16 protein-coding genes and 10 pseudogenes are annotated in these 22,156 nt (G+C 69.0%); 11 read left to right on the top strand and 15 right to left on the bottom strand.

Features of this window, described 5'->3' with window-relative positions:
• Positions 1-14: 14 nt before the first annotated feature.
• Positions 15-177, bottom strand: a pseudogene (locus tag ACWC91_RS24675) (transposase family protein); the annotation flags it as partial.
• Between the two features lie 13 nt (positions 178-190).
• On the opposite strand from ACWC91_RS24675, the pseudogene ACWC91_RS24670 reads away from it, so the two are divergent.
• The 5 genes and pseudogenes from ACWC91_RS24670 to ACWC91_RS24650 form a co-directional block, all read left to right on the top strand.
• Positions 191-460, top strand: a pseudogene (locus tag ACWC91_RS24670) (IS110 family transposase); the annotation flags it as partial.
• 21 nt (positions 461-481) lie between these two features.
• Positions 482-715: pseudogene (locus tag ACWC91_RS24665) on the top strand (IS256 family transposase); the annotation flags it as partial.
• Positions 716-808: 93 nt separating this feature from the next.
• A complete protein-coding gene (locus ACWC91_RS24660) occupies positions 809-1,756 on the top strand; it encodes an aldo/keto reductase (RefSeq protein WP_141365605.1) in 948 nt (315 codons plus the stop codon).
• A gap of 25 nt (positions 1,757-1,781) precedes the next feature.
• A pseudogene (locus tag ACWC91_RS24655) lies at positions 1,782-2,744 on the top strand (NADP-dependent oxidoreductase).
• A 155-nt stretch (positions 2,745-2,899) separates the two neighbouring features.
• Entirely contained in the window at positions 2,900-3,190 is a 291-nt protein-coding gene (locus tag ACWC91_RS24650; RefSeq protein WP_450644743.1) for a hypothetical protein, read from the top strand.
• Between the two features lie 130 nt (positions 3,191-3,320).
• On the opposite strand, the gene ACWC91_RS24645 is transcribed toward ACWC91_RS24650, so the two are convergent.
• Complete coding sequence (locus tag ACWC91_RS24645; RefSeq protein WP_225080772.1) at positions 3,321-3,956, bottom strand: hypothetical protein; 636 nt, start codon at positions 3,954-3,956, stop codon at positions 3,321-3,323.
• 199 nt (positions 3,957-4,155) lie between these two features.
• Between ACWC91_RS24645 and ACWC91_RS24640 the strand changes: the two genes are divergently transcribed.
• The gene (locus tag ACWC91_RS24640) at positions 4,156-4,884 is read left to right on the top strand and encodes a helix-turn-helix domain-containing protein (RefSeq protein WP_450644740.1); all 729 of its coding nucleotides are present in this window, start codon (positions 4,156-4,158) and stop codon (positions 4,882-4,884) included.
• A 96-nt stretch (positions 4,885-4,980) separates the two neighbouring features.
• Positions 4,981-5,535 (top strand): dihydrofolate reductase family protein, encoded by a 555-nt coding sequence (locus ACWC91_RS24635; RefSeq protein WP_225080770.1) that lies wholly within the window; start codon positions 4,981-4,983, stop codon positions 5,533-5,535.
• A 79-nt stretch (positions 5,536-5,614) separates the two neighbouring features.
• On the opposite strand, the pseudogene ACWC91_RS24630 reads toward ACWC91_RS24635, so the two are convergent.
• Positions 5,615-5,823: pseudogene (locus ACWC91_RS24630) on the bottom strand (lysophospholipid acyltransferase family protein); the annotation flags it as partial.
• Between the two features lie 448 nt (positions 5,824-6,271).
• Here ACWC91_RS24630 and ACWC91_RS24625 point away from each other — a divergent pair.
• Together ACWC91_RS24625 and ACWC91_RS24620 are read left to right on the top strand one after the other, a co-directional pair.
• Positions 6,272-7,036 (top strand): annotated as a pseudogene (locus ACWC91_RS24625) (CoA-binding protein); the annotation flags it as partial.
• A 176-nt stretch (positions 7,037-7,212) separates the two neighbouring features.
• Positions 7,213-7,368 carry a hypothetical protein gene (locus ACWC91_RS24620; protein WP_225080769.1) on the top strand — a complete coding sequence of 52 codons (156 nt, stop codon included), beginning with the start codon at positions 7,213-7,215 and terminating at the stop codon, positions 7,366-7,368.
• A 33-nt stretch (positions 7,369-7,401) separates the two neighbouring features.
• Here the strand turns inward: ACWC91_RS24620 and ACWC91_RS24615 are convergent, their stop codons facing one another.
• The 4 genes from ACWC91_RS24615 to hisC all read right to left on the bottom strand — a co-directional run bounded on the left by ACWC91_RS24615 (position 7,402) and on the right by hisC (position 12,938).
• Positions 7,402-8,619 (bottom strand): alpha-hydroxy acid oxidase, encoded by a 1,218-nt coding sequence (locus ACWC91_RS24615; RefSeq protein ID WP_281157440.1) that lies wholly within the window; start codon positions 8,617-8,619, stop codon positions 7,402-7,404.
• Between the two features lie 223 nt (positions 8,620-8,842).
• Positions 8,843-10,198 carry an FAD-binding oxidoreductase gene (locus ACWC91_RS24610; RefSeq protein ID WP_281157438.1) on the bottom strand — a complete coding sequence of 452 codons (1,356 nt, stop codon included), beginning with the start codon at positions 10,196-10,198 and terminating at the stop codon, positions 8,843-8,845.
• Between the two features lie 135 nt (positions 10,199-10,333).
• Positions 10,334-11,803: a purine-cytosine permease family protein gene (locus tag ACWC91_RS24605; RefSeq protein ID WP_450644542.1), complete on the bottom strand. Its 1,470-nt coding sequence runs from the start codon at positions 11,801-11,803 to the stop codon at positions 10,334-10,336.
• A 103-nt stretch (positions 11,804-11,906) separates the two neighbouring features.
• A complete protein-coding gene (gene hisC / locus ACWC91_RS24600; RefSeq protein WP_225080765.1) occupies positions 11,907-12,938 on the bottom strand; it encodes a histidinol-phosphate transaminase in 1,032 nt (343 codons plus the stop codon).
• A 235-nt stretch (positions 12,939-13,173) separates the two neighbouring features.
• Here hisC and ACWC91_RS24595 point away from each other — a divergent pair, with 235 nt between their 5' ends.
• On the top strand, positions 13,174-13,914 hold the full coding sequence (locus ACWC91_RS24595) for an IclR family transcriptional regulator (protein WP_225080764.1): 741 nt from the start codon (positions 13,174-13,176) through the stop codon (positions 13,912-13,914).
• 43 nt (positions 13,915-13,957) lie between these two features.
• On the opposite strand, the pseudogene ACWC91_RS24590 reads toward ACWC91_RS24595, so the two are convergent.
• The 6 genes and pseudogenes from ACWC91_RS24590 to ACWC91_RS24565 all read right to left on the bottom strand — a co-directional run.
• Positions 13,958-14,592, bottom strand: a pseudogene (locus ACWC91_RS24590) (RNA-guided endonuclease InsQ/TnpB family protein); the annotation flags it as partial.
• A 186-nt stretch (positions 14,593-14,778) separates the two neighbouring features.
• A complete protein-coding gene (locus ACWC91_RS24585; protein ID WP_225080774.1) occupies positions 14,779-15,018 on the bottom strand; it encodes a Uma2 family endonuclease in 240 nt (79 codons plus the stop codon).
• Positions 14,973-16,103 carry an SWIM zinc finger family protein gene (locus tag ACWC91_RS24580; protein ID WP_450726036.1) on the bottom strand — a complete coding sequence of 377 codons (1,131 nt, stop codon included), beginning with the start codon at positions 16,101-16,103 and terminating at the stop codon, positions 14,973-14,975. The genes ACWC91_RS24585 and ACWC91_RS24580 overlap by 46 nt, the downstream gene beginning before the upstream one ends.
• Positions 16,100-16,315 (bottom strand): annotated as a pseudogene (locus tag ACWC91_RS24575) (hypothetical protein); the annotation flags it as partial. The gene ACWC91_RS24580 and the pseudogene ACWC91_RS24575, both read right to left, overlap by 4 nt.
• Positions 16,316-16,772: 457 nt before the next feature.
• Positions 16,773-17,201, bottom strand: coding sequence for a plasmid pRiA4b ORF-3 family protein (locus tag ACWC91_RS24570; RefSeq protein WP_450644241.1), 429 nt, complete (start codon positions 17,199-17,201; stop codon positions 16,773-16,775).
• A gap of 654 nt (positions 17,202-17,855) precedes the next feature.
• On the bottom strand, positions 17,856-18,764 hold the full coding sequence (locus ACWC91_RS24565) for an aminoglycoside phosphotransferase family protein (protein ID WP_225080761.1): 909 nt from the start codon (positions 18,762-18,764) through the stop codon (positions 17,856-17,858).
• 548 nt (positions 18,765-19,312) lie between these two features.
• On the opposite strand from ACWC91_RS24565, the pseudogene ACWC91_RS24560 reads away from it, so the two are divergent.
• A pseudogene (locus ACWC91_RS24560) lies at positions 19,313-19,452 on the top strand (IS21-like element helper ATPase IstB); the annotation flags it as partial.
• Positions 19,453-19,564: 112 nt separating this feature from the next.
• On the opposite strand, the pseudogene ACWC91_RS24555 reads toward ACWC91_RS24560, so the two are convergent.
• Positions 19,565-20,659, bottom strand: a pseudogene (locus tag ACWC91_RS24555) (MerR family transcriptional regulator).
• A 569-nt stretch (positions 20,660-21,228) separates the two neighbouring features.
• Positions 21,229-21,657: a hypothetical protein gene (locus ACWC91_RS24550; protein WP_225080760.1), complete on the bottom strand. Its 429-nt coding sequence runs from the start codon at positions 21,655-21,657 to the stop codon at positions 21,229-21,231.
• Positions 21,658-22,156 lie beyond the last annotated feature (499 nt).

Raw genomic sequence — 22,156 nt, 5'->3', positions numbered from 1 at the left:
GACGACTGCGGTTCCTGGGCGTAGGTGAACACGTCCGACAGGGAGGCGCAGACCGGACCGGTCGGGGACCGTGCATCCCCGCCCGGCCGGCAGGGCCCGGATCTCTCCGATCGCGCGGATGGTTGAGCGGTCGACGCCGAACCACAGCCCCAGCACCCAGTGCGGGAGATCGTGCTGAGCTTCCCCGGGCTCGGCATCCAGAAAGTCATCCATCACGCGGCGGTGGGTGAAGAACGACCGCCTTAATCACGCCGGCTACCTCTGGGCCTTCGCCTCGCTGCGAGCCTCTGCTGGGGCCAACGCCCACTACCGACGACGCCGCGAGCACGGAGACTGGCACGCGGCCGCCCAGAGGAACCTCTTCAACCGCATGATCGGCCAGCTCTATCACTGCCTCCAACACCGCAAGCTGTTCGACGAGAACACGGCGTTCTCCACCGAACTCGCTGCCGTAGCTTGACGCGTTGGCATCGTGAGGTGTCTGCGCACCATGAATCCCATCGAGTCAACCTTCTCCACGGTCAAGCTCCGGACCGAGGTCACCCGCGGCGCGGGCAGCCCGGCAGGCGCACTGGCGATGGTGTTCAAACTGGCCGAGTCCGCTCAGGCCCGCTGGCGTGCGATCACCGCACCCCACCTCGTCGCCCTCGTCCGCGCCGGCGCCCGCTTCGAGAACGGTCACCTCGTCGAACGCCCTGAGGCCGCCGCGGCATGAACAACCCCGGCTTGCCTTCGAGCGCACTTCAATTGCGAGGATGACCGGCGCGCGCTGCGCGTCTGTGCCATTCGCCAGGAAAGGACCCGAGGTATGCCCGATGTGAACTTCGCGCTGGGAACGATGGGATTCGGCACCACAGTGGACGCCGCTAGGTCGTTAGATCTGCTCGACCGGTTCGCGGACGCCGGCGGGACGATCGTCGACACGGCCAACTGCTACGCCTTCTGGTCCGATCCGAACAGCCACGGCGGACAGAGCGAGGAGGTCATCGGGCGCTGGCTGGCCCGCCGTCCCCGCTGGCGCGACCAGGTGTTTCTCAGCACCAAGGCGGGTGCCCAACCCGTCGGCCCTGGCGACTGGCCGGCCAACCGCGAGGGCCTGTCGGCGTCGGCGGTCAAGGCCGCTGTCGAGGGCAGCCTGCGTCGGCTGGGCACCGACCGGATCGATCTGTACTGGGCCCACATGGAGGACCGCACAGTCCCTCTGGCTGAGTCCGCTGAGGCTTTTGGCGAACTCGTTGCCGAGGGCACGGTGAGCCGGCTGGGCTGCTCCAACCACCCGGTGTGGCGAGTGGAGCGGGCCCGACAGATCGCCAGGGACAACGGCTGGACCGGATACAGCGCGCTCCAGCTGCGCCATTCCTATCTCCAGCCCCGCCCCGGCGTGCCGGTGCCCGGCCAGGCCCACCGTTTCGGATGGGTCACCGACGAGGTCATCGACTACGTCGACAGCGAACCGGACCTGTCCTTGTGGGTGTACACCGCCCTGTTGAACGGGTTCTACAGCCGCCCGGACCGGCCGCTTCCCGATGCCTACGACCACCCCGGCAACTCCCGACGGCTCACGGCCCTGAGCAAGGTGGCCGGGGACCTCGGTGTAAGCCGCACCCAGGTCGTCTTGGCCTGGCTGATCGGCGGCAAGCCGACCGCCACCCCGATCGTCGGGGTCAGCACATCGGAGCAGCTCGACGAAGCACTCGCCGGGGCTCGCTTGCAGCTGCCCGCCGAACACCGTCGCCTACTCGACGAGACCGTCTGACAGCCGGACACGCAGGATCCGAAGGATGGGAAGGACAGGCATGACCGAGACCTATCACGCGGTTCAGTACACGCAGTACGGCGGCCCAGAGGTGTTGGGTGTCGTCGAACTCCAGGCTCCGCACCCTGGGCCGCGCGAGGTGCTGGTCAGGGTCCGGGCCGCTGGTGTGAATCCGATCGCCTGGAAGCTGCGCACCGGTGCCTTGGCGGCGATGATGCCTGTGGAGTTCCCGGCGGTGCCCGGTGGCGACGTGGCCGACGACGTGGAGGAGACCGGCGACGGCGTGTGCGGCCTGACAGTCGGCGACGAGGTATTCGGCTCCATCGGCTCCGGTGGATACGCCGAACTGGCGTTGGCACCGGCAGGACAGCTCGCGCGCAAGCCAGAGGCAGTGTCCTGGGAAGTCGCCGCCGCGCTGCCCGTGGCCGCCAACACGGCCTATCAGGCGCTGACCGATATCGGCTTGAAGCCCGGGGAGACTCTGGTCGTCGACGGGGCGGCAGGCGGCGTCGGCACAGTACCGTGCAACTCGCCAGGCATCTCGGCGCCACCGTGATCGGCACCTCGAGCGAGCACAACCATGAGTACCTGCGCTCACTCACAGCCGAACCGGTGACCTACGGCGACGGGCTGGCCGAGCGGATCCGCGTGCTCTCGCACAAGGGCGTGGACGCGGCATTCGACATGGCGGGAAAGGGCTCACTGCCGGCGTTGATCGACGTGGTGGGCGGCCCCGAGCGGTTGGCGACCATTGCCGCCTTCAACGCGGCTGAACTCGGTGTGCGATTCGTGTCCGCTGACACCGATGAGCTCCCCAAGCGGCTGGCACGAGCCGCGGCCCTGGCGGCGAGCGGCGAGCGGCGAGCGGCGAGCGGCGAGTTGACGGTCCCGGTGGCCGGAAACATACTCGCTGGCCGAGGCCCACGAGGCACACCGCGAAAGCGAGGGCGGGCACGTCCGGGGCAAGTTGGTCATACTCCCAGGCTGATCCACAAGTCTTGACAGTTACTCGTGGCAGCCGCCGTCCAAGACCTACTGGTGCACCTACGCCCGGGCCTGGGTGTGGGTGAAGGCGACGTACGAGCTGTCGGTGACCAAAGCCGAGAAGAACACGCTCACCGAGATGCTGGGTACCTGCTCCTCATGAGCGACCACGGCCTCCAGCAGGAGCGATTCATCGACGAGGCGAAAGCCGGGCCCGGCAGCGTGATGACCGAGGTCGGCGTCATCACCGGCGAGCTCACCGTCACCACCAGTCTCCTCCCCGACGGGCGCGCCGGCATTGCCGTCCAGTACACGGACGCCGACGAGTGGTACACCCTCACCGGAAGCCTGCTCCCGGTGCCGCCGAAGGGCCGTACTCCATGCACGGGTGCTGGAGCAGGTCCGGCGGGGCAGCGAGGCGGCGGGGCCGAAGCACCCAGCCGCCCGTGAGGGCGGCGGGCCGTCGAGGTGGAGAGACTGAAGGAATTCGCTGACCTGCTGAAGCGCGGCTCCAATCGTGTGCAGCTCCCGCAGCCGCTCGTGAGGATTGGCCCCCGTGCGTCGGATGTTGTCGGACCCATCACTCGCGAGAGGCGGTGGTGAGCGGGAAACCTCCGCTGCCGCCGCCCCGCATGTCCTCCATGTCGAACGGGTCTGCGTCGGCCCGGACGGCATGGATACCGAGCCGTCCCCGGCCCGCGGGGGCGTCCTCGGCGGCGCTGATCCGGTACTCCACGGTGCGGGTGCCCTGGGCGGGCAGGTCCTGTGCACCGGAAGCGCCGGTCAACGGCTGATAGTCGTTGGCCACGACCAGTTCGACGGGATGCCAGTCGCCGTCGGGGGCCTCGCGCCGCTCCACCGACAGCCTGGGCGGCTGCTCGCCCGCGTAGTTGGACTCGACCTGCGCGGAGAGCGCGATGTCGCGGAGTGCCTTGCCGGTGGTGTTGCAGAGCTTGACGAGGACTGTCTGCGGTTCGCCGCCGGGGCGGACGGTGATGCCTTCGCGCGGGCCGGCGGCCGTGGTGATCAGGTGGCCGTTGGCCTTGTCGCCATCGGTGAGCTCTGGACAGGGCTTGGCCTGGAAAGCCGCGAAGTCGGGATTCGGCGAGCTCTCACCGTCTGCCAGGGCTGACGGCCCATCGCAGGCGGTGATGAAGAAGATCACCGCCCCTGCCGCGGCGACGGCGGATCTGGCCCAGCGCCTGTCTACGTGCACGGATGCCCCTTCTCATGGATCACTCGTTGGTGATCATCATGCCTGAAGACCGATCATGGTTGCGCCGCGAGGAAGGTGCCGTGACCGCCTCAGCGGGAGCCAAGGCCGAGCCGCGCCGATCCTCCCCGCGTATCTCGCACTCGCTCTGGACGTCCGGACGACGTGGCACACTGGCGGCTCAGGCGGCGGTGAACGGGGGATGATCCGGTTGGGTCTGGAGATCGAGAGCCGGCCGTCGGAGCTGCCGTACATCGAGCGGGTGTGGCGCAGCCGTAGCGAAGACGTGAGCCGGATGACGTCGATCGCGACATCGCACTGGGAGCTCGTCTTCTGGGAGCACCACGGTCAGGTCCAGGCGGCCGTACTGGGCCCGGAGCCCAAGGCCTGCCTGGCCCCCGTCCCCAAGGACGCCATGTTCTTCGGCATCAGCTTTGCCCTCGGCACCTCGATGCCGCACATACCGATCAGCCGGCTCGTGGGCGGTAGCGCGGAGATACCCGACGTGACGCCGCACTCCGTCTGGCTGAAGGGCTCCGCTTGGCACCCGCCCGATTACGACAACGCGGAGGCGTTCGTGCGGCGCATGGTGCGTGAGGGCATCGTGGACTGTGACCCGATCGTGCCCGCCATGCTCGACGGCGCCACCCTCGACGTCTCCGAGCGCACCCTCCAGCGGCGCCTTGTCGCGGCGACGGGCCTCACCTGGGGCGCCATCCGGCAGATCCGACGCGCCCGCGAGGCGGCGGTACTGATCCAGGAGGGTGCGCCGGCCCAGGACGTCGTGCACCGGCTGGGCTACTTCGACCAGCCGCATCTGGCGCGGTCCCTGGCCCGGTACATCGGCCGGACCGCCACTCGGCTGAGCGCTCCGGACAGGGCGGAGCCCCTGTCGCTTCTGTACAAGACCTCAGTCTCGATGCCCGCATAGTCTTCCTGGCGTAGCCGACGGGGTCGGCTCGTCCCGGTCAGAGGGCCGTCCCGGCCGGGACCGGGCAGACGACCCCGAACTCATGACGGAGGAATCATGCGCAAGGTCGTTTCGGGTCTGTTCGTCTCGCTCGACGGTGTCGCCCAGTCGCCGAACGAGTGGCAGTTCGCTTTCGACGAGGAGATGGGCGCGGCGCTCGGGGAGACGCTGGAGACGGCCGACACGATTCTGCTGGGCCGGGTGACCTTCACCGAGTGGGCCGGGTACTGGCCGACGGTGACCAGCGGCGAGGATGTCGGCTTCGCCAAGTGGATCAACGATTCTCCCAAGTACGTCGTCTCCTCCACGCTGGACAGTGTCGAGGACTGGGCGAACAGCACGCTCATCAACGGCGATCTGGCGGCCGCGATCGAGGAGCTCAAGGCGGGCGAGGGCAAGGACATCACCGTCGCGGGCAGCCCGACGCTGGTGCGTTCGCTGCTGGAGCAGGACCTGCTGGACGAACTGGTACTGCTGATTCACCCGGTGGTGGCCGGCGAGGGCCGCAAGAAGCTGTTCGCCGACGATGCCAACCTGAAGAAGTTGCAGCTGGTGAGCGCCCGGCCGACCAGCAGCGGAGTGATCATCGCGACCTACCGTCCGACGCGCTGAGCGCTGCTCGGCGCGGGCTTGGTAAAGGGACGGGCAGGAGATTGATCCGCTTGGCCATGTCGAGGCGGACGTGCCAAGCCACCGCGCACGAAATCACCGGAACCTGAGCGGCTCGCGCCATCACCGCCACCCCGACCTTGCCCTTGCACAGCCGGCCATCGGGGGAACGCGTGCCCTCCGGATAGATGGCGACCAGCTTTCCCTTCGCCAGCACCCCCTGCCCCTCTCGGATCTCCGCCTGCCCTGCGGCCCTGCCGACCTGTCCACCAAAATCTGCGCGGCACCGCGGACCCTGCAGCAGCTCCGAGCAGTCTCCAGCCTGCGGCGCCCCCACCCGTCAGCCGTCGAGAAATTTACCTAAAACCCATTGACTCGGAACATAAAGCGTGGATGGTGGTTCTTAGGCCACAACACCGAAAAGGTCGCAAAGTCGATGAGGACGCCTAGTCGGCGGAGCGGCTCCGACAGGATGTGGTTCAGGCCCCCGGCAAGCCGGCGCGATACCGAGGCGACAGTGACGACTGAAGCTTCAGGACACGTGCAGCACTACCGGGGACTGTTTTTTGCCCTCGCAGCCTTCGCAGAGGCCTGGCCACAAACCACGAACGTCCCCGCTCCCTGCCTGGTGGCAGGGAGCGGGGACGTCGGTAGGGGTTCAGGTGTCGTCCTCGTTGCCGTCGTCCGGCGGCCAGTCCGGCTCACGGATCCCACTGACGTCGCACCCGTCGGAAGGCCGAATGCCGTGGACAACCGCGGCCGACTCGCCTACGTCGTCACCCTGCGCCCCTTGCGGCCCCTCGCGCCGTCGCGGTGATCAGAGCCCGGCCGCACTCCTGGATCCGTGGGGCGGGCGAACCTGCGCAACATCCTCACCGCGTCCTTCACCGGTCGGGGCCTCGTCGTGCATCCGCAGGCGTCCGTGATCACCGGGGTGCGCGCCTGTCGGTCCGTGGCCGCGCTGCCGCAAGTGCTCGACCTCGCGGTCGTCGCCGTCCCCACCGCGGCCGTTCCCCAGGTGGCCCAGGAGTGCGGGGAAGCCGGCGTGCACGCCCTGCTCGTCGTCTCGGCCTGTCTGGACGCAAACCTGGCGGAGAACCTGATGAACGCGCGCCGTCGTCACGGCATGCGGCTGGTGGGCCCGAACTGCCTGGGCCTGACCAACACCGAGGACGCCGTCCGCCTGGACGCCACTTTCGCCGCCGGGCATCCCAGGCCGGGCACGGCGGGTGTCGCCGTGCGGTCGGGCGGTGTGGGCATCGCGCTGCTGGACGGGCTGGCCCGGCTCGGCATCGGCGGGTCCACTTTCGTCTCGCTCGACGACAAGTACGACGTCAGTGGCAACGTCCTGTCCCGCACCGCCCGCCGTGTTGCCCGCACCCTGACGGTCCTGGCCGTGGACGCCGGGCGCTCCGCGGCGGGGCGGCGGGGCGGCGGGGCGGCGGGGCGGCGGGGCGCGACCTCCCATAGGGCGGCAGCCGCCACCCCCACCATGACCCGCCGCCGACCTGCTGGTCCTCGGGCTGGTCCCAGTCCTGCGGCGCGCCGGTAAGACCGGAACCCGGTTCTGGCACAACGTGAAGGAATAGGAGGCCAAGGAATCCCCCACGGAAACCGTGCCGCGTAGTGGCACAGCAGCCCATGGGACGGCCAGAATCCTCGGGCTTCAGCCTGAGGAGCATGCCGAGGGGCGCGTACGACTACACCACGCCCGACGACTGGGGGCGGGAGCCGGGACGTTCACGGGGAACCTGGCTCGACAACGTACGAAGGCGCGCCGCCGAACTCACCCCACAACGCCTCGTCGACCTCGACAATCTCGGCATGCGCTGGTAGGCCGCTTGCTGCCGGGTCCGGCGTCACGTCGCATCAGTCTCGCGTGACCAGAGAGGGCCCTTCGCTCCGCAGTTGGTCGATCGAGGTCACTCCAAGCAACTGCATGGTGCGGCGCAATTGGTCGGTAAGGACATGCAGGAGGCGGCTGACTCCCTGCTGTCCGCCGGCCGCCAGGGCCCAGAGGTAGGGGCGCCCGATGAAGCAGGCATCGGCCCCCAGGGCCAGCGCAGCAGCGATGTCCGCGCCGTGCCGGACACCCGAGTCGACCAGGATGGAGAAGTCCTCGCCCACCGCCGAGCGGACAGGGGACACCAGGTCGATCGGGGCGATGGAGCGGTCGAGTTGGCGCCCACCGTGGTTGGACAGATGTACGCCGTCCAGTCCGAGTTCGCGGGCCCGCACGGCGTCCTGCGCGCTGATCGGCCCCTTGATGACTATTTTGCCCGGCCACTGGTCGCGAATACGCGCCACGTCGTCCCAGGTGACTGCCGGATCGAACTGGCTGGTGATGTTCTCGATGGTGTAGGCGGGTGAGCCGTCCCCGCCGTCGGAGCTTACGTTGGCGAACTGCAGCGCCGGATGGCGCAGCATGCTGGTCCAATAGCGCGGACGCATACCGATGTCCACGAGGCTGGACAGGGTGAGCGCCGGCGGGATCGTGAGTCCGTTGCGCACATCGCGTACACGGAAGCCGGAAACGGCGGTGTCCACCGCGATTTCCAGAACCGAGTAGCCGGACTGTGCAGCCCGTTGCACCAGTTGTTCGGTGAGTGTGCGGTCCTTCCAGACATACAGCTGGAACCAGCGCTCTGCACTGGGCGCCGCTGCCGCGACGTCCTCCAGCGACGTGGTGGCCATAGTGGACAGTACGTACGGAAGGCCCGCGGCAGCGGCCGCGGACATCACCGCAGGCTCTCCGAGTGCGGAGATCATGCGGGTGTAACCGGTCGGCGCCAGACCCAGTGGTGCTGAGACGGCTTGGCCCAGGATTTCCGTGTTGAGGTCAGGAGCGGAGACATCGGTCAGCGCGCGCGGCACGAACCGCCGGCGTCGGAAGGCATCCACGTTGGCACGCAGGCTCGTCTCCTCGTCAGCGCCGCCGTCGATGTAGTCGAAGACGGAACGAGGCAGAGCCCGGCGGGCCAGCAGCCGGAAGGCCTCCGTGGTGTGTGCGGCCGCCAGGTGCCGGCGATGCCGGTTGAGTTCGATGGGCTTGAGCTGGATGAGCGCGCGCACTTCATGGATTTTCATCGGCAGTTCGCCTCGCCCTTCACAATTCCGGGTCTTGCGTATGAGACAGCTGTCTCGAATTAAAGGTGCGGATTTCTCCGTGTGCCCATCCTGTAGGGCGGCAGGTGGATAGCTCGTGGGCTGATGCTGGTGCACGCATCGTTCCCTCATCGGCATTGAGGTTCCCGACGTCCTCGACTCCTCGTCGTGGGCCTTTGCGTGGTCGGTGGGCTGAGTCCAGGTCTCAGATCGCCTTGGCGGGGTTGAGGATGCCGATGGGGTCGAGTGCCGTCTTGATGGCCTGGTGCACGCTCATGGCCTCGGCCCCGATTTCCAGTTCGAGCCATCGTCGCTTCAGCGCGCCGACGCCGTGCTCACCGGTGAGGGTGCCGCCCATCGACAATGCCGAGCGGAAGACCTCGTCGGCTGCCTCCCAGACATTGTGCGGGACTTCATCGGTGCCTGATTCGAAGACGAAGGTCGGGTGGAGGTTGCCGTCGCCTGCGTGAGCGACCGTCAGGACGGTGACTTCGTGCTCGGCGGCGATCTGCTCGATCCGCTCGACCATGTCGGGGATGCGGGATCGCGGGACGCCGACGTCCTCGACCAGGCACCGTCCGAGGCGCTCGGCGGCCGGGTAGGCGAGCCGGCGAATTTCCAGGAGCTGGGCGGCTTCGAGAGCGTCACTCGAGGTGGCGACGAAGTCGGCGCTCGCCGCCTCGAAGGCGTTGCCGATCAAAGCCGCGGACTGTTCGTCGTCGGCCTGGGCGAGGAGCATGGCGGCGGTATCGGTGTCGAGGCCGATGTGCTTCCAGTCGTCGATGGAGCGCAAGGTGGCCCGATCCATCAGTTCCATCAGACCGGGAGTGATGCCCGAGCGGACGACACCGGCGACTGCCTCGCCTGCGCTGCGCAGAGAGGGGAAGCTGCCCACGATGGTGATGGGCTCCTGGGCCGGGCGCGGGCGCAGTCGGAGGGTGGCGCCGGCGATGATCCCGAGCGTTCCTTCCGAGCCAACGAACAGGCTGGTCAGGTCGTATCCGGTGACGCCCTTGACGGTGTGGCCGCCGGTATGGATCACGCGGCCGTCGGCGAGGACCACTTCGAGCCCGAGCACCCAGTCGCGGGTGACTCCGTGCTTCACGCAGCGCAGACCGCCCGCGTTGGTGGCGAGGTTGCCGCCGATCGTGGAGGTCTCCCAGCTGGACGGGTCGGGCCCGTACATCAGGTTCACCGCCCGAGCGGCGCGGTCCACATCGGCGGTGATGACGCCGGGCTCGACGACGATGTACTGGTCTTCGGCGTTGACCTCGCGGATGGCTGTCATCCGGGACAGGCAGAGCACGAGGCAGCCGTCGGTGGCGGTTGCCCCGCCGGCGAGGCCGGTTCCGGCGCCGCGGGGCACCACGGGTACGCCGTGGGCGTGCGCCCAGCGCATGGCTGTTGACACTTCCTCGGTGCTGGTGGCCAGCAGGACGGCGAGGGGGTGACCGGGCACGACCGTGTGGGCCTCGTCGCGGCGGTAGCCGTCGATGATCTCCGGGTCGGTGATCAGACGGCCTCCCGCGAGGAGGCCGGCGAGTTCTTCGATGGGGTCCATGGGAGCGTCCGTTCGTCGCTTTCATCAGCTTTCGAAAGGGTCCGACCCCGCCGATCCGGGGGGATGTCGGCGGGGCCGGACTTGGGCAGCCGGCGCTCCGGCGGCAGGCACGGCCACAGGTTGCGCCGGCTGTGATCAGCTCGAAGTTGTGGCGCCGGCGGGGGCGGTGTCGGACAGGAAGCCCTCCGGGTAGATCATCTGTTCCGGTGCCGGGGAGCGACTGCGGCTGAGGGGGTAGTACAGGGCGGCGGTGACGACCAGTCCGACGATCCAGGAGATGTCGGCACCGCCGAGCATCTTCGTCATGGGGCCGGTGTAGAGGGTCTGGGCGAGGAAGGGGATCTGGGTGACGATCCCGGCGGCGTAGCAGCCGAGCGCGACGGGGTTCCAACGGCCGTAGCGGCCGTCGGGGTCATACAGGGCGGGAATGTCGACGCGTTCCTTGGCCACGAGGTAGTAGTCCACCAGGTTGATGGCGCTCCAAGGGGTGAAGACCATCAGCAGGGTGAGGACGAAGTTCTTGAAGTTGCTGAGGAAGTCGTGGCTGGCCAGCAGGGCAACGAGAACGGACAGCGCCAGGAAGCTGGTGATGTACAGGGTGCGCACGCGCGAGGAGATCCGCCGTTCGCTGGTGAAGGCGGAGACGGTGGTCAGGATCGACATGAACCCGCCATAGGCGTTGAGAGTGTTGACGGTCAGTTTGCCCACGACGATGACCAGGTAGATCAGCAGCGCGACCGCACCGCTGCCGCCCAGGTGTCCCAAGAAACCGATCTGGCTGTCGAGGAAGCCCTGCCCCGCAGCGGCCGGCAGGGCGGCGAGGAGTGCGCCGAAGGCCCCGGACCACTGCGAGCCGAGCACGCTGCCCCACAGGGTGCAGTGGAAGGTGGTGCGCGGGGAGGTTGTCCTGGGCAGGTAGCGGGAGTAGTCCGCGACGTAGGGGCCGTAGGTCAGCTGCCATCCGGCACCGAGAGAGATCGCGAGCAGGAAGGTCGCGGCGTTGAAGGGCTTGGCCCCGAGCAGGGAGCTGAGGTGGTCCGTGGTGGTTACGAGCCGGAAGGCCAGGTAGGCGAAGCCGATGCCGCCGAGAACGGTCGTGACACGCCCCAGGGCGTGGATGTAGCGGTATCCGAGTACCGCGACCAGCGCGGTCAGGGCGCCGAAGACGATGATGCCCACCGGGCGGGCACTGGTGTGCACGATCTCGTTGACGGCCTGGCCGGCCAGCACGGTGCCGGTGGCGGCGAAGCCGAGGTACATCACGATGACCATCACGAGCGGGAGGACTGCGCCCAGGACGCCGAACTGCGCGCGGCTGGAGATCATCTGCGGCAGGCCGAGGCGCGGACCCTGGGCGGAGTGCAGCGCCATGACGATGCCGCCGAGCAGGTTGCCCATCAGCAGGCCGATGATCGCCCACAGGGGGTCGGCACCGAAGGCCACCGCGAGCGCCCCGTTGACGACGGCGGTGATCTGCATGTTCGCGCCGAACCACAACGTGAACTGGTTGAAGGGTCTGCCGTGGCGCTCGGATTCGGGCACGACGTCGATGGTGCGGCGTTCGACGAGCTCGGTGGGTCTGACGGGCGGATCCAGTTGTGCCATGGGTGCGCCTCCTACGGCGACGGTATGGGGCTGGGCGGGGTCAGAGGTGTGCGAGGTGCTTCGGCCAGGCCTGACGGACCAGTTCGGTCGGGGCCGGGCGGCGTCAGGCGAGAGCTCGCTCCACGAGTTCGAGCCCCCTGGTCGTCGGGACACTGATGCGTACGGTTCCGGGCACGCCGAGGGCGCTTCCGGGGCGGACGGCCACGCCGTGCCCGGCGAGCCTGTCGATCAGTTCTGTCTCGTCCTGGGCTTCTACCAGGACGAAGTTGGCCTGGGAGGGGACGACCTGGTAGCCGGCGCGGGTGACGAGGCTGGTCAGCGCTTCTCGGTGGGTGAGGGTGTGCCGGCGGACCGCCTGGTGGTGCCCGGCATCCCGCAGGGCGGCGAGGCCGGCGGCCTGTGCCAGCACGCCGACTGAGAAGGGGGCCCGGATCTTGCGCAGCGTCTCCACTATGGCGCTGTCCGCCACCAGGTAGCCAACTCGCAGACCAGCGAGCCCGTGGATCTTGGAGAAGGTACGCAGGACCGCCACCCTGCCCTCGCGGGCGAGAGGCATCGCGGTCGTGGTGCTCGGGTCGTCCGTGAAGTCGATGTACGCCTCGTCCACCACGACCAGGCGGGCACGACTCTCGGCCACGAAACGTTCCAACGCCGCCAGCGGCAGCGCGGTGCCGGTCGGGTTGTGCGGGTTGACCACGTAGGCGATGTCGGCGTCCGCCTTGGCCATCGCGTCCAGGTCGTGGGCCCAGGCGCGCAGCGGAACCTTCGTCAGATGGGCACCGACCACCTGGCTGCTGATCTCGTCCATGCGGTAGGCCGGGTCCGCGCAGACCGCGCGACCGCCGTGAGCGAGATACGCCCACGCCAGCAGGAAGATCAGTTCGTCGGAGCCGTTGCCCACGAGGATCTGCTCGGGAGCGACCTGGTGCAGCCGGGCCAGCTCGCCGCGCAGCTCACCCGCCAACGGGTCCGGGTAATGGTGCGCCCCGGCGGCGGCCTCGGCCACCGCCTGGGCCACCCGCGGGCTCGCGCCGAGCGGCGACTCGTTGGACGCGAGCGAGCCGTCCTCGCTGCTCGCATGCACACCGGGCCGGTAGGGCTCGATACGGCTCAGCCACGGCCGAGGTTTGATCATTGAGGAGACCCTCCCAGGATCGATGCCAGTCGTCCGCCCGCGGGCCGACGTGCTCGCCCGCGTGTCAGGAGTGAAAGGTTCGTTCGTATATACGAAAACGAAACGCTTATACGGACGGAGGCACCATAGGAGCGGCTCAACCGGAGTGTCAATGGCCGGTTGTCGAGCGCAGTGGACCCATTGATGACAACCAGGGAACGGTGTTTCTATATGCGAACAGACCCGGAGGAGGAACGTGAGTACATCCGTCGTCCGCGCCATGCGCATCCTCGACCTACTGGCCCACGCAGACGAGGCGATGACGCTGACCGAGATCGCCGAAAAGCTCGACATACCCAAGAGCACGGCCTTCGGCATCCTGCGCGACATGGCGAACGAGTCCTTCGTGTCGCTGCCCAAACCGGCCACCTACACCATCGGCCTGAAGGCATTCGAGGTCGGCTCCGCCCACCTCCGCCGCGTCGGCGTCACCGGCATCGTGACCCCTGAGCTGAGCCGGCTCACCCGCGCACTCGGGGTCACCTCGCACTACGCGATCCTCGATCGCACCGACGCCGTCTACCTGTGCAAGCAAGACCCACCCGGCCTCGGGATCCGTCTGGCAAGCTCTGTCGGCGCGCGCCTTCCGTCCCACCTGACCGCCGTCGGCAAGGCCTGCCTCGCCTGGCTGGCCGAAGAACGTCTGCCCGAACACATCGAACTGACCGCGCCGGACGACACCGGCATGGCGAATCCGCTCCAGCAGCTCACCGCGGAGCTGACCGAGATCCGCCAACGCGGCTTCGCCGCCGACAACGGACAGATCACACCAGGAGTCACCTGCGTCGCAGCACCGGTCTTCAACCCGGCAGGCTGCCAAGGCGCCGTAGGTGTGAGCTACCTGCGCGACACCGCAGTGGACTTCGACACCCTCGTCACGCAGGTCCGCGAGGCAGCCGGGCGGACCTCCGCACTGCTCGGCGCAGCCCCGGCCTGACAACGCTCCCTTGACTTCTCCCCCTCCTGAAGGAGGGGGATTCTCACGGCTCGCGCTGTGAGGTTCTCTGCTTCGTCGCCGACTGCCCGTCCGGACTTCTCCGTTGAGGTCTTACACCGGCTCCACAGACCGACGCCGCCAGCCCGGCGGCCAGGAGGTTCTTCGCCGCGTTCACGTCCCGGTCATGGGTCGTCCCGCAGACACACGTCCAGGTACGGACGCTCAGCGGCATGCTCTCGGCGAGGACACCGCAGGCGGAGCACAGCCTGGAGGACGGGAAGAAGCGGTCGACCGCGTGCCTCGGGTTGGCGATCTTCTCACCGGTCGAGAGGGTCAGCAGGTGGTCCAGTCCCACGTCGATCCCGACCGCCGCGTCCGCAGCTGGCAGCGGGCGCACGCCGGGTCCTCGCACAGCATCGACACGAACCAGCGCCCCGCGCTGTCCCGGGATACGGTCACCGTGGACGGGAATGCGCCCTCAGGCAGGGGCCGGGACCAGACGATGTCCAGCGGCCGGTCCATCTTCGCCAGCGTCAACTGCCCGTCCCGGAACCGGAACCCGCTGGTGGTGTACGCCGCGCTCCTGCGCGACTTCTTACGCGACTTGAACCGCGGGTACTTGGCCCGCTTGCCGAAAGAGCCCGCGAACGCCGTCTGCAAGTGCGCAAGGAGTTTCCGATGGCCGCAAGGAACACGCGGATCTCACCTGCCCCGCCGCCCAGAAAGCCGCCGGACGCTTGGAGACGTTCGGCGCTCGCGCCCGCATCCAGGGGCAAGATCGTCCTGGAGGAGAGCCGACTGCGACGGGTTGTGACCCGCCACGACCCGGCCATCCATCTTGGCGAGCAGGTCGCCTGCGTCCGATCAGCGGACGAGACGGGGCAAGTCGATGTCGATGCCGAAAGGGACTGCTGACTTCATGCGGTCGCGACTGATACCGGTGGCGACGTAGGCGCGGGTGGTGTGGTCCAACTCGTACGTGTGGATGACGGGCAGGCCGTTTTCCTCCTCGATACGCCAGTAGTGCGGAATACCCGCCTGCGCGTACTTGAACGGCTTCAGCGACCGGTCGCGGTCGGCGGACTCGTCTGAGACGACTTCGATGGCGAGGGCAACCTGGTCGGGGAGGTAGCGCGTGCGCTGTCGGGTTCCAAGAGGGCGGTGCGGGCGGCGGCCATGGCGGCGGGGTCGGGGGCGAGGGGCGCGCGGGCTACGGCGACGCCGGCCGGGCCGCCGTGGCGCTGGGCGCGGACGAGGCGGGCGAAGTCGCGCGGGGCCAGGCCTGTGGCGCGCACGAGTTGGTGGAACCAGTCCTCGCTGATGCCTGTCGCGGCGAGGCGTACCGCGTCCTCGACGGGGGCACTGGTGAGCGAGGCGGTGTGCCCGGCGGCGAGGCTGCGGGCGCGCTGGGCGGTGTCGCGGGTCAGCGCTTCGAGGTCGTCGAGGGTGAAGGGGGTGCCAGGTGCGGGCGCCGTGGTGAGCGGGGTAAGGACGGTGTCGGTTTCGCCGGGCGCGGTACCGGCCGTCTCGGGGGTGGGCGGGGTGAAGGTGCCGTTCCAGGCGGCGAAAGCGTCGCGGGCGGGCACACCCTCGCCGCGGGGTGCGTCGGCGGTCGTGGACGCGGTGCCGGTGAGCATCTGGCGGCGGGTGCGCAACGCGCTCAGGACGGTGTCCTTGGTGCGGCCGCGGAGGGTGAAGAGCCAGAAGGGGTCGTCATCGAGGTGGGCGGCGGTGGCGTAGCACAGGGCGGCGGCGTGCTTGCAGGGGTAGCCCCAGTCGGGGCAGGAGCACTCGGGGTCGAGTTCGCTCGGCTCGGGCAGCAGGGGGATGCCGGCGGTGCGGGCATCGTCGACGAGGTCGGTGGGCATCTCGCCGTCGAGGAGGGCGGCGGTGCGGCCGACTTGGGCGGCGATGGCGTCGAGGAGGGTGTCCCACTGGGCGTCGGTGAGGACGCGCAGGTGCACCGCGGCGTCGTACGGCCAGGGGGCGCTGCCCTCGACCTCGGCGCGCAGCACACCGGGGGTGACGGTGACCGTGCCGACCATGCCCTTGCGGGCGTAGGTGCGGCCGCGGGAGAGGCGGCCGGAATCGAGGGTGGAGGCCTCCAGGGCGTCCACCCAGGCCTGCCCCCACCAGGTGGCGGCGAAGGCGCGGCTGCCGCTACGGGGTGCCTTGCGGGCGGGGGTCATTCCTCGAACTCCTTGGAGAGTGCGACGAGTTCGGCGAGGTCTGCGTCGGAGAGTTCGGTCAGGGCGGCCTCACCGGAGGCGATGACCTGGTCCGCGAGGGCGCGCTTGGCACCGAGCAGGCGGGCGACCCTGTCCTCGACGGTGCCCTGGGTGGTGAGGCGGTGGATCTGGACAGGGCGGTCCTGGCCGATGCGGTAGGCACGGTCGCCGGCACCCGCGGGGCCTCAAGGCGGCGCAGCGCGTCAGCCGGCTCCGTGCCGTCGCAGGCGTCCACCACCTGCACCGCCGCGGAGCGTCCCCCCGCCTCCGCCGCCGCATCCGCCTCGCCCCCATACGAGGGGAGCGCGGCCAGCAGCTCGCGGGCGTCCGCCCCGGCGAGCGACCCGATCACCGGCGCCGGGATGCCCGCTCCCGCCAGCAACGTACGCAGGCCGGAGCGGCCCAGCGGGGTGCGCCGCAAGCGGCTCACCGGCAGCGCGTCGCGCCCACCGCCGTCGAGAAGCAGAGTGAGGGCGGCGTCTGTCAAAGTCCGGTCGTCTTCCCACTCGGCGGCCCCGAACAGCTCCACCGTTGCGGCGGTGCCGTCGTACCGCTCGGCGAGGAGTGCCGACACCAACTGCCAGGCCGACCCCTCGGGCAACCCCTCCAGACCGCCGGTCAGGTAGTCGCCTACGTCCCACTCCTCGCCGCCGTGCCGGACGACCGTGGGGCGCGGGCGCTCCCCTGCCTCGTATCGCTGCAGCAGTTCGGCCGGGCCCCACACGCCGCCGAGGTCCTCGGCGGCGGGCATGGCGCGCCGCCCGCCCGTGCACAGCGCGAACTCCCCTCGCCCTTCACGGCGGGGCGTACCTCCTCCACCATGATCCGGTGCAACCAGTCGTCGCCGAAGTCGTAGATATGGTCCATGCGGTCGCCGGTGCGCGGCAGGAAGTCCGCGAGAGCGGCCTTCTCCTCGTCGAAGGCAGCAACGCCGAAGTCGCCCGGCGGGGCGTATCGCCCGCCCGAGCGGTCCTCGAAGGCATGCAGATGTGCGCCCTGCCGGCCGAACGCCACTTGGAGCACGTCATACGGCGAGCCCAGCGAAACATCCGAGGACATCTCAAGGCGTCGCCACATCGGCGGTTTCGTCCCCCCAAACCAGACTTTGAGCTCGTGGACGGAGGACGTGCGCTTGCCGGGCCTGCACTGGGCGGTCATGAGCTGAGGGCTTCCCACTTGTCGTAGGCGTACGCGCAGCCGCGCCCCGCGCGCCCGCCGCCGTACGCCGAATGGCTGACCCGGCCATTCTCGCAGCCACGAACCGCCGGACCGGCCGCCCGGTTGAATCCCGTCCGGCCGACTTGCGCGTAGCCCAGAGTCTTCCGGACCACCGGGAATTGCTGAGGAGCGTTGCAGGTGACCAGTTCGATCCGGGCCTCGGTGGGGCGGTGGGGGTCGCCCAGCGGGTCCCCGCCCAGTACGTCGAGCCGGCGGTTCCACCGTTGCTGAAGCGGCGGGGGCCGAACCGGTTGGGGAACCACGTGATCAGGCCCTCTGCGTAGACTCCCCAGACCTTCGCCCGCATCCCGGAACGGCTGTTGCTCACGCGCTCGGCCGTCTGGCTGAACTAGTGCCGCATCAGGCAACGTTCGCCCCGTTGCCTGATCGAACTCTGTTGCCGGAATGGGTGGCGACTTCTTTGGTCATGAGACACGAAGTGACCTGTTGGTGAGTGGCGTTGGGCGGTGGGAGAGTGCGCCGGCGCCGGTCCGGCTACGCGAAGCGTTCGTGGTCGGCCAGCACCGCGTCGATCACATCGAGATGGAAGGCGACTCGCCCGTCCCTGGGATCGGAGCACTCGGTCAACGTCAGCAGGGACTTCCACAGCGCCCAGCCCCTGGCCCTGGCCCAGGTGCCGTCATCCTGGCCAACTGTGTGGCGGAATGCCTCGCGGCCTTCCTCGCGGAGCATCGTCCAAGCGATCACGAGATCGCAGGCGGGGTCGCCGATGCCCGAGGTACCGAAGTCGATGACGGCCGACAGCTTGCCGTCGGTGACAAGCAGGTTGTTGCCGCCGAGGTCGCCGTGGAACCATACCGGCGTTCCACGCCATTGGGCCTCGAGTGCCGCTTGCCAGACCTCGGTGGCCCTCACGGTGTCGATCCGGCCGCTCAGGGCGGTGATGCAGCGACGCGTCTCGTCGTCATAGTGGGCGGGTGACGCGCCGCGATACCCGCTGTGCGCGCCGGCGAGAGGACCGCCCTTGGAGTCACAGCGCTGAAGGGCGAGGATGAACCCGGCGACGCTGGTGGCGAACTGGGTCATGTCGTCGATGCGTTCGGGAGAAGCCGTCTCGCCGGGCAGCCAGCCGCGCACGGACCAGGGGTAGGGGTATCCCGCGCCAGGGGCTCCCTTGGCCAGGACCGTGGGGACAGCCACCGGCAGCGCGGGGGCCAGGCGAGGCAGCCAGTCGCATTCCTTGTCGACCGCAGGGGCGTAGCCGGCTGCGGTGGGCAGGCGGACCGTCATGTCGTCACCGAGGCGGTATGTGCGGTTGTCCCAGCCATCCACAGCCACCGGGACCACGGGCAGACGGCTCCACTGAGGGAACTGATCGGTGATCAACCGCTTCACCAGGTCGGCGTTGATTCCCGCGCGCCCGTCCGGCGCAGCTGTAAGCACCCGCTGATCCTTACCGGTGAGGTCGTACCAGGCAAGTGATTAACGACGCGAGACACATCTGAATGTCTAGAGGACCGTCGGACTTCGGGTCGACCGCATGGATCGACGACGAGTCCGGGAAGTATCTCAAGCGATCTCATCCTCCTCGGCTCGCTGCCTGGCGAACCGCTCCCGCAGCCCGACCTCGCCGCTCGGCACGGGCGTCTCCTGCTCCCCTGCGGGAGTGAATACGACCGCATACTCCTCGAAGCCCTCGTTGGCGCCCCGTGTTTCTCGCTACACCGCCTCCTCGTGACGTTCCCGCGAATCCTCCCGCCCCCGCGCCCATATTTGGACGCGACAAACATGGGACAGATCGAGATCAATGGCCGGCTCGCCCGCCTCGATGCTCTGGCCGAACGCCACGATCGGTCCGGGGGCGGGTGATGCGACGCCGTTCATGGTGTCGCACGCGTACATCCGACCCCCGTATACAGGCGCGAAGGAAATGGTAGGCCCGGAAGGCCGGGTCGCCCGGGGCGGCGAACGCGGAGAGGAAGAAAGCCCGTTTGAGTTGCATGGAGCTTGACCGCAGGGGTGCTGAGCTGCTGTTTCGGGTTCTGACGGAGCGCGAGGACCAGCTGACCTTCAACGGCCCATCATCCAGACCGGCACCGAGCCCTACCGCCTCGCCCACACCAAGGCCCAACCGAACAAGCCCAGGCCAGCTGACCGGGCACCACATGGGAGGAGCCGCCTGACAACCAGCCGAAGCAGCGGGCCATCCAGGAGCGGCTATGACACTGAACCTGCGACGCGGTTCAAGCTATGAGCAGGCGGAGGCCGAGATCTGCCGCGTCGAGGTCGGCGAGGTGGCTGTTGCGCTCGGTCCACCGACCGGAGTCGATGTCGTCGCTGAGGCTTCGCACCGCCCGCTGCTCGGCCTCCGGCCCGACCCTCGTCCACACCGACATCGCACGGCGCACGTGATCCTCCAGATACGCCCCTGGTCGGCGCCAGTACGCCTCGAACAGGCCGTCAGCGCAGTCCCACGGAATGGGCACCGGCTCAGCGTGGGCGCCGATCGCGTCGGCCATCCCGGCAAGTGAGGGAAACTCTGCGAGGACGGCGAACTCGGGCAGGTAGTCGCGGGTAAGCCAGAACCGGTCCTGCCATCCGGGCTCGTCGGTGTCGAACGTGAGCACCACCACGCGGCGGGCCACGCGCCGCATCTCGCGCAGCCCCGCTTTCGGGTCCCCCCAGTGGTGAACAGTGGAGACGGCCATCGCGGCATCGAAGGACTGATCCTCGAAGGGCAGGCTCTCCGCGGCGGCGGCCACTCACGGCGCCGAGCCGGCAGGCCGCTGCCCTCGCATGACCGCCGATGGTTCCACCGCGGTCACGTCGCGATCAGCAGGCTCGTAGGAGCCGGTGCCGGCCCCGACGTTCAGTACCGTCTGCGCGTCCCCGAGCGCGTCCCAGATCTGCGCGGCGATCCGCGGCTCGGTACGCCGTGTCGCGGTGTAGGCGCCGCCGATCGCGTCGTACAGCCGTGCACCGAGCATCTCCAGTTGCTCCTCCGGTGTCACCTTCAGGCCCTTCGCCCGCGCCTCGAGTTCCCTGTCGATGGCCGCCACCATGGCGTCAGCGCGATCACGCCGCTCCAGCAGCAGGCCGCGCAGCCGGCGCAGGTGCGCGACCGCGTCGGTGGACGGGTCGCCGACCAGTTCCGCCACCTCCCGCAGCCCGAAGCCCAACCGCCGATAGCCCAGAACCTCCCGCAGCCGCTCCACGTCGCCCGACGAATAGGCCCGGTACCCGGCCGCAGTCCGCGCCGACGGCCGAACGAGCCCGATCTCGTCATAGTGATGCAGCGTGCGGACGCTCACGCCGGCCAGCTCGGCCACGCGTCCCACAGTCCAGTGGTCCTCCACGGCACCGACTATGCAGCCTGACGCCACGTGAGGGTCAAGAGCCGCACTCACGGCAGCAAGAGCCGAACGTGAAGCAGCGGTCCGAGGCGACTCCTGCAAGCCAGAGGGTCCTGGTCCGACTTCTGTGAAGCGCCTACTCCCTGTGCCCGTTGGCCTCGCTGGTACGTCCCGCGAGATCGTCTGCAAACTGCCGGCGCTGACGGTGTTCGGGCTGATGGTTCTGGGCTGTGTGCGAGGTACTGCCGGCGCAGGGCGCACCGCCGTGGACGAAGGCGCAGTCACCAATGACGGAGCCGTGGGCGCCGGTCACGCCACGGGCCCGGTCCTCGGTGGGAGGTCCGGGCCCGGCTGTTTACCGTGGTGCCGTGACAAGCGCACCCGCCCCGTCCAGGGAACGGCTCGCCAGCGGTCCACCGCGTACGGTCACCGGCGCAACGTACTTGATCGGACCGACGTGCTTGATCGAGCCGTCCGCGTTTGAGTGCCGATACGCGGCGCGGCCTGAATGGCAGCGATGGCGTTCCGAGCTCCCCAGGGTCCGCGGGCTTTGCTCAGCGCGTGCCTGTCGTCGCAGTGCTGTAGGCGTACAGGGCGACGACGCCGACCACGCAGGCGAGGACTGTCCAGGAGGCGAGGCTCATCCGTCTTCCTTTCCGCCGGGGCCGTTTCGGCTTCTCGGACCGCTTGGCGCGGCCGGGAGCCGCCGGGGCGGGCGGTGCGGCGTCGGCGGCGGTCTCGGCGAGCAGGCGGCGGCAGGCCGTGGCGAGTTCGCCAGTGCCGGCGCCGAGCGGGACGACAGTCTCCGAACGCGCCGGAGCGGTGGTGCCGCCGTCGAGGATACGGCCCGCACGGAGCAGGATTTCGTCCTTGCGACCCGAGGGGGCGAGACTGATCCAGCGCTGCACGTGCTCTCCCCGGATGACCACACCCCCGGCCCGGTCCCGGTACACGGTGTGCTGACGCCAGAGCTTGTCTGCCAACTGCGCTGCGGTGTCTCTTAGTTGGGCGCTCAAGGCCCGTCCTTCCAGAGCCGTACGGTCAATCGAACGAGAATCGTACTTCGGCCTCCCGGCTTCGCTCGGGCGGCCCAGGGCGGGGTGATGCGGTCTGCGGCATCCGCCGGCCCCTGTGGAGCATGAGCCCGCACTGAGGGAAGCAGGCACCCGTGGGAGGTAGGTCCCACGCTTACAGCGCACCGAGAGTCCCTGACGTCACACATCCAGCCGATCGCCCGCGAGCACCAGGCACACGGCGACTCGAGCTCAAAGGCTTGGTGATCTTGTAAGGTCAGGCCGCCACCTGTGACACGCAGGACCTGGAACGCGCTGAACACAGTGACCCCTGAGCGGGTCACGCCGCCTGCAGTCCCGGGGGAGTTGCGCGGGTGGCACCAAGACAGAGGCGGGCCCGTTCATCCCCGTGGCGGGCCCGCCCCCTGTTCATCTCGCAGCGTTTCGAGTGGAGTTCACGTGCAGCGTT

This window comes from Streptomyces sp. NPDC001204 (genome assembly GCF_053598035.1).
The sequence above is the reverse complement of the archived record's forward strand: the minus strand, read 5'-3'. Positions and strand labels throughout refer to the sequence as shown.

Coding starts and splice junctions, on each gene's coding strand:
- ACWC91_RS24660 (WP_141365605.1), top strand. CDS start 809: ATGCCCGATGTGAACTTCGCGCTGGGAACGATGGGATTCGGCACCACA.
- ACWC91_RS24650 (WP_450644743.1), top strand. CDS start 2,900: ATGAGCGACCACGGCCTCCAGCAGGAGCGATTCATCGACGAGGCGAAA.
- ACWC91_RS24640 (WP_450644740.1), top strand. CDS start 4,156: ATGATCCGGTTGGGTCTGGAGATCGAGAGCCGGCCGTCGGAGCTGCCG.
- ACWC91_RS24635 (WP_225080770.1), top strand. CDS start 4,981: ATGCGCAAGGTCGTTTCGGGTCTGTTCGTCTCGCTCGACGGTGTCGCC.
- ACWC91_RS24620 (WP_225080769.1), top strand. CDS start 7,213: ATGCCGAGGGGCGCGTACGACTACACCACGCCCGACGACTGGGGGCGG.
- ACWC91_RS24615 (WP_281157440.1), bottom strand. CDS start 8,619: ATGAAAATCCATGAAGTGCGCGCGCTCATCCAGCTCAAGCCCATCGAA.
- ACWC91_RS24610 (WP_281157438.1), bottom strand. CDS start 10,198: ATGGACCCCATCGAAGAACTCGCCGGCCTCCTCGCGGGAGGCCGTCTG.
- ACWC91_RS24605 (WP_450644542.1), bottom strand. CDS start 11,803: ATGGCACAACTGGATCCGCCCGTCAGACCCACCGAGCTCGTCGAACGC.
- hisC (WP_225080765.1), bottom strand. CDS start 12,938: ATGATCAAACCTCGGCCGTGGCTGAGCCGTATCGAGCCCTACCGGCCC.
- ACWC91_RS24580 (WP_450726036.1), bottom strand. CDS start 16,103: ATGACCCCCGCCCGCAAGGCACCCCGTAGCGGCAGCCGCGCCTTCGCC.
- ACWC91_RS24570 (WP_450644241.1), bottom strand. CDS start 17,201: ATGTCCTCGGATGTTTCGCTGGGCTCGCCGTATGACGTGCTCCAAGTG.